Origin of the sequence: Caldicellulosiruptor sp. DIB 104C (assembly GCF_028198085.1) — a bacterium.
Taxonomy (GTDB): domain Bacteria; phylum Bacillota; class Thermoanaerobacteria; order Caldicellulosiruptorales; family Caldicellulosiruptoraceae; genus Caldicellulosiruptor; species Caldicellulosiruptor saccharolyticus.
On record NZ_CP116337.1, the window covers coordinates 664,955 to 671,219 of the forward strand.

The 6,265-nt window shown below is 34.0% G+C and carries 6 protein-coding genes and 1 pseudogene; all 7 read left to right on the forward strand.

The window, feature by feature from the left end; translation table 11 throughout:
- The first annotated feature begins 138 nt into the window (after positions 1-138).
- The 7 genes and pseudogenes from rho to vapC all read left to right on the forward strand — a co-directional run bounded on the left by rho (position 139) and on the right by vapC (position 6,218).
- Positions 139-1,807 (forward strand): annotated as a pseudogene (rho, locus tag PGC14_RS03120) (transcription termination factor Rho).
- Between the two features lie 193 nt (positions 1,808-2,000).
- The gene (locus PGC14_RS03125) at positions 2,001-2,573 is read left to right on the forward strand and encodes an N-acetylmuramoyl-L-alanine amidase family protein (RefSeq protein ID WP_039765613.1); all 573 of its coding nucleotides are present in this window, start codon (positions 2,001-2,003) and stop codon (positions 2,571-2,573) included.
- Between the two features lie 93 nt (positions 2,574-2,666).
- Entirely contained in the window at positions 2,667-3,524 is an 858-nt protein-coding gene (locus PGC14_RS03130; protein WP_039765663.1) for a DNA-3-methyladenine glycosylase family protein, read from the forward strand.
- 33 nt (positions 3,525-3,557) lie between these two features.
- Positions 3,558-4,262, forward strand: coding sequence for a PrsW family intramembrane metalloprotease (locus PGC14_RS03135; RefSeq protein WP_011917044.1), 705 nt, complete (start codon positions 3,558-3,560; stop codon positions 4,260-4,262).
- Positions 4,263-4,286: 24 nt separating this feature from the next.
- The gene (locus tag PGC14_RS03140; protein WP_039765609.1) at positions 4,287-5,558 is read left to right on the forward strand and encodes an MFS transporter; all 1,272 of its coding nucleotides are present in this window, start codon (positions 4,287-4,289) and stop codon (positions 5,556-5,558) included.
- Between the two features lie 64 nt (positions 5,559-5,622).
- Positions 5,623-5,823, forward strand: a complete 201-nt coding sequence (locus PGC14_RS03145; RefSeq protein ID WP_011917046.1) for a type II toxin-antitoxin system VapB family antitoxin — start codon at positions 5,623-5,625, stop codon at positions 5,821-5,823.
- On the forward strand, positions 5,820-6,218 hold the full coding sequence (gene vapC / locus PGC14_RS03150; RefSeq protein WP_011917047.1) for a type II toxin-antitoxin system VapC family toxin: 399 nt from the start codon (positions 5,820-5,822) through the stop codon (positions 6,216-6,218). Before PGC14_RS03145 ends, vapC begins: the two co-directional genes overlap by 4 nt.
- Positions 6,219-6,265: the final 47 nt, after the last annotated feature.

Genomic DNA, 6,265 nt, shown 5'->3' on the forward strand with positions numbered 1-6,265 from the left:
TTGACAATATAATGTTATACTTTTAAAATAAAATATGTCAGATTGGCCTTCATCTCTTGAGATTAACTTCCCCAGACAGAAGTTAATAGTGTATAAATGCAAGAAAAAATTCTAATATTATTAGAAGGAGGGAAAAGAGTGCCTAATTCGGTTGATGAGTTTTTAAAAGGAAAGTCGATCATTGAACTTCGAGAGATTGCTAAAAGTCTTGGTATTCAAAAATATTCTTTGCTCAAAAAGAATCAGCTTATAGAAGCAATTAAAGAGTTTATTGGTACAACACCACAAGATGCACAAATATTAGAAGGTATAGAGAAAAAAGAAAAAGGCAGAAGAGGAAGAAAGAAAAAAAGTGAAATGCTTCAGCAACAGGAAACTGTAGCGCTTGATGCTCAAAATAAACAGTTAATTGAAGAAATAGAAAGTAAAGAAGAATCTAACAAAGTCGAAGCAGTGCCGTCTGAAATAGAAACACAGGTGCAAGAACAAGGGCAAGAGGGAGAAAGGAAGGCACCCAAAGAGGAACAAGAACCTAAAGAAGTTGCTGAGGCAGAGGAAAAAAGAGAAGAGGAAAAGAAAATCATAGAGCTGAAGGAAAAAAAAGAAGAAAAAAGAGGATAAAATGGTTATTGAAATTCCACCAGAATTAAAAGAACTTGAAGGTAAAGTTGAGATAGGTGGCATAGGTGAAGGAGTTTTGGAGATTATATATGAGCCAGGTGGCGGTGGTGGCTACGGTTTTCTAAGAGACGACTCATTTATGCCAGGACCAAACGATATCTATGTCTCACCATCTCAAATCAGAAAATTCAATCTCAAAACAGGTGACAAGATAAGAGGTCCAATTAGACTACCCAAGGAAAATGAAAAATTTGCAGGGCTTTTGTACGTCCAAAGCGTCAATGACATGAAACCTGAAGAGGTTGCAAAACGCACACCTTTTGAAGACTTGACTCCAATTTTCCCAAATAGAAGAATTGTTTTGGAAAACAAAAAAGAGCCGAACGATTTGGCAGTAAGACTAATTGACTTGATTGCTCCAATTGGAAGAGGCCAGAGAGGTCTTATTGTAGCTCCACCAAAAGCTGGTAAAACAACACTTTTAAAGAAAATAGCAAATAGTATTTTGACAAACTATGATGATTTGCATTTAATTGTTCTTCTGATTGACGAAAGACCTGAAGAGGTCACAGACATGCAAGATTCCATAAAAGCAGAAATCCATTATTCTACATTTGATGAGACGCCTGAACACCATATCAAGGTTGCTGAGATGGTACTGGAGAGGGCTATGCGACTTGTTGAATGCAAGAGGGATGTTGTTATACTTCTTGATAGCCTCACAAGGCTTGCACGTGCATATAACTTGGTTGAACCACCTTCTGGAAGAACACTTTCTGGAGGTCTTGACCCTAACGCTCTTCACAAACCAAAGAAGTTCTTTGGTGCTGCACGAAACCTCAAAGAAGGTGGGAGCCTTACAATTCTCGCAACAGCCCTAATTGAGACAGGCTCAAGAATGGACGATGTAATTTATGAAGAGTTCAAAGGGACAGGCAATATGGAGCTTCACCTTGATAGAAAACTTTCTGAGAAGAGAATATTCCCAGCAATTGATATTAACAAGTCTGGAACACGAAGGGAAGAGCTTTTACTGTCTGAAGAAGAAAAGGCTGCAGTTGATGCTATTCGAAGAGCACTTTCTAACCTTGGTACTGCTGAGACAACAGAGAGGATTATCAATAGTTTAGCAAGAACGAAGTCAAATGAGGAGTTTATAAAGACAATATTAAAGAATTTACCATAAAATTTGAGTTAACAAGTAATGAATAATAAAAAATTTTAAAAATTTCTGAGATTTGAAACAAACTAATTGAGATTTGAAGCAAAGTAGCTGCTTTTTTATTACAAAAAGCAGCTACTTTTTTTATTCTGACAGTTTTTCTGGATTTAACAAAAAAGGCCTTTTGAAATAAACTGATTTTTAGGAGGTGAAAAAAATGAAAGTATGCATTGACCCTGGCCATGGTGGCAGGGACCCTGGCGCAATTGGGAAAAATGGAACAAAAGAAAAGGATATTACTCTTGCTATTGCAAAGAAGCTAAAATACATCTTGGAAGATGGTGTAAAAGCACAGGTTATACTCACAAGAGACTCTGATAAACTTCCTTGGGGACAAAGAAGTGTTCAAGAAGACCTTAAAGCACGATGCAAGATTGCAAACGAAAACATGGTAGATATCTTCATCAGTATTCATTGTAACAGCAGTACGAGAGATTCTGCAGAAGGAGCTGAAACATATTATTACAAATATAGCAAAAAAGGATTTTTGTTGGCTTTTGAGGTGCAAAAAAGCATTACTCAAATGTTAAAGCTTGTGAATCGTGGAATAAAATTTGCAAACTTTTATGTGCTAAGGGAAACAAAAATGCCTGCAATTTTAGTTGAATGCGGTTTTCTCAGCAGTCCAAATGAAGAAGCAATGCTGAGAAATGATGACTTTCAGATCAAGATGGCAATGGCAATTGCAAATGGAGTAGCAGGCTATCAAAAAAATATTGATAAACCTTAAAAAATACTGTATTCTAATAATTAAAAAATAGAGCCAAAAAACGTACTTGGCTCTTTTTGTTTTTAAATTTTTTTGCCGAAAGGGATGAAGCTGTTGAACATAAAATGGTACACTGATTTTATTCGGATAAGCGGTGTGCATATTGATTTTGATGCAACATTCTTCAGTGGTCAGTGTTTTAGATGGAAGAAAATGGATGATTTTTACATAGGTGTTGTTGATGAAAAGATAATATTCATAAAGCCTCAGGATGAGGATACCTTTGATATTTACAATTGTTCACCTGATGAATTTAAAAAATCTTTTTACTGGTATTTTGATTTAGACAAGGACTATGATGAAATTTTAGAAAAGTTATCTGGTCACGATAGCATTTTGAAAGAAGCAGTTGAAAAATATAGGGGCATGAGACTTTTGAACCAAGAACCATTTGAATGTATGATTTCATTCATTATTTCTCAGAATAACAACATAAAGAGAATTCAGCTTTTGATAGAAAGACTTTGTCAAGCCTTTGGCAAGAAAATAACATATAAAGGTTTTGTTTCTTGGTCATTTCCCACACTCGAGAGTCTCTGGAGTAGTTCAATAGATGATTTAAAACTTCTTGGTCTTGGCTACAGAGCAGAGTATATAAAAGATGCTGTTGAAAAAGTAAAAAATGGACTTATTAATTTTGATAAGCTGACTGATTTGGAGGTACAAAAAGCAAAGCAGGTTTTAAAGACTATAAAAGGAATTGGTGATAAGGTTGCCGACTGTATTTTGCTGTATTCTCTACAAAAATACAATGTGTTTCCAATTGATGTGTGGGTAAAAAGAGTGCTCAAAGAGTATTATGGATTTAAAACAAAAGACCAAATAAGAGACTTTATAAACTCTTTTGGAGATTTAGCAGGCTATGCTCAGCTTTTTCTATTTCACTATATAAGAAATAACCACAAAAAATAGAAGAAAAATACAAAATAGTGGAGGATGCTTAGTATGATTCCTTATAAGCTGATAATCCTTAGCATTGCACCATCTTTGTTTATTGCACTTTATATATATGTAAGAGACAAATTTGAAAAGGAGCCGCTGCACCTTCTTTTAAAGACTTTTGTATGGGGAGTGCTTATAAGCGCTGTTGTAGTTCCAGTTGAATACTTTTTGATGGCATATGGGAGTATTTCTGCTTCAAGCAGAATTTCTTTTATTGTATTTGAAGCCTTTATTGTAGCAGGTCTAACAGAAGAGTATTTTAAAAGACTGGTTGTTTTAAGAATTGCATACGACACACCATATTTTAATCAGCCTTTTGACGGGATTGTTTATTGTGTTTTTTCTGCTGTAGGGTTTGCGGCAATTGAAAATGTGGGATATGTACTACAATCATTTCAAACATCATATCAAGAAGCTATCACAGTAATTGTTTTAAGAGGTATCATGGCAGTGCCTGCTCATGCCATGTTCGGGGTTGTAATGGGGTACTATTTGGGTTTCGCAAGATTTGCGCCAGCTGATAGAAGCTATTGGTACTTTAAAGTATCGCTAATTTTGCCAATGCTTCTACATGGATTTTATGATTTTGTATTGATGCTAAATGTCTATGGTGCTTTAGCAATTGTTGGAATATATGAGCTTTTGCTTTTTATCTACTGTTTGAGGCTAATCAAAAGAAGTCAGGAGATTTCAAGACTATATTTTTAAAATTTGTGAGGAGATGAATTTAAAGTGACAGCTGAGGAACAAGAACGTGAGCTGAAAAAAATTGAAGCTTTTGCATATAGAAACTTGAAAAAAAATTCAATTGTGTCAATCACAGATGGTGCAATCTTTGCCATTGCAAGCGGAATGCTATCAGTCTCAACTGTTATAGTTTACTTTATTTCACACTATGTAAAGTCAAATACTTTGATTGGTCTTTTGACAACACTGAATGTGCTTTTGTCAAACTCTCCCCAGATACTTGTTGCTAAAAAGCTTGAGATGCTTGAGACTTACAAAGAGTATTTCATAAAAGTGGCTTTAATAATGCGGCTTATGTGGCTTCTTTTGGCCATTGACGTGTTTTTGTTTGCTGAAAGAAATGAACTTCTGTTTGTTATACTGTTTTACTTAATTTTCAGTCTTCAAGGATTTTTTGCTTCATTTGCAAATATTACATGGTTTAATCTGATTTTAAAACTAATACCTGAGAGACAGCGGAGCAAATTTTTTGGCATCAGGTCGTCAATTGGGGGACTTTGCGAAACGCTTGGTGCTTTTTTGATGGGTAAAATTTTGAGACTTTTAAGATATCCTTATAACTATGCTCTTTTGTTTTTCATTGCCTTTTTAATAATGATGATCTCACTTTATCTCTTTTCACTTATGAAAGAAATTCCACAAAAAAAGCCAAAAAAGGAGATTAACAATAAACACTATTTTAAAAACATGTTTTTGATCTTAAAAGAGGATAAGAACTTTACATATTACCTGTTTTCAGTTTTATTTATTGGTGCACTTGGTAAGATGCCATTTGGCTTTCAAACTATATTTGCAAAAAATAGCCTTGGTATAACTACTGAGCATGTTGCGGTTGCAACAACTATATTGTTGTTTTCTCAAACAGTTGGATATATGATGTGGGGAATTATAGGTTCAAAGTATGGGTTTAAAAGTACACTTGTAATTTCTGCTCTCATATTCTTGCCTGCAATTTATTTTACATATTTGATGAGCAATATAAATATTTACTATCTTTCAGTGGGGCTATTTGGTATTGCACAGAGTGCAAGAAATGTAAATGAGAGCAATTTAGCTGCAAAACTTTGTAAAGACCCATTAAAACAGCCAGCTTATATAGGACTTAGAAATTTTTTGATGGGACCTTTTTTTGCATTCAACTCTATTATAGCTGGAGGAATTATTGATGCACTTGGCAAAAATATTCTTTTTGTGATTTCTTTTTGCTGCATGGTGTTAGGATTTTTTATACTCTGTTTTAAGGTAAAAGAGGAATAAGGATTCAGTTTGATTGACAGGAGAATTAGTGTGTATTAGAATACACATTAGGAGGTGTATAAAGATGAGAACAAATATAATTTTGAACGATGAACTTTTAAAAAAAGCGATGGAGATAGCAGGGGTTAAAACTAAGAAGGAAGCTGTTGAGATTGCTTTAAAAGAGTTTGTTGAGAATCACAGTCGGAAGAAATTGTCAGAACTGAGAGGTAAAATTTCATTTGCAGAAGATTATGATTATAAAGAAATGAGGCTGAATTCATGATTTTAGTTGATACTTCAGTATTGATAGATTACTTTAAAGGAAACGCAAATGAAAAAGTTGAGAAGTTACATTATGTAATTTCTAACAATATACCATTTGGTATTTGTAATATAGTGTATCAGGAGATTTTGCAAGGTGCGAAGGATGAGAAAGAATTCAAACTGCTCAAGGAATATTTAAGTAGCCAGAGATTCTATGATTTGAAAAACGGTAAAGAGTCGTATGAAAAGGCTGCAGAGTTATATTTTAAATGCAAGAAAAAAGGAATCAGTATAAGAAGTACAATTGACGTGATAATTGCTCAAATAGCAATTGAAAATGGTTTACTGCTTCTTCACAACGATAAAGATTTTTCTCAGATTGCTTTGGTAGAGCCAAAGTTAAAAGAGTTTTAAGGAAGTTATTGTAAATTGTTTTTTTAATTCTTCTAAAAAGCTCTTGT

Bases quoted from the DNA above. Each gene is read 5' to 3' on its own strand.
- PGC14_RS03125 (WP_039765613.1), top strand. From the start codon at position 2,001: ATGAAAGTATGCATTGACCCTGGCCATGGTGGCAGGGACCCTGGCGCA.
- PGC14_RS03135 (WP_011917044.1), top strand. From the start codon at position 3,558: ATGATTCCTTATAAGCTGATAATCCTTAGCATTGCACCATCTTTGTTT.
- PGC14_RS03145 (WP_011917046.1), top strand. From the start codon at position 5,623: ATGAGAACAAATATAATTTTGAACGATGAACTTTTAAAAAAAGCGATG.
- vapC (WP_011917047.1), top strand. From the start codon at position 5,820: ATGATTTTAGTTGATACTTCAGTATTGATAGATTACTTTAAAGGAAAC.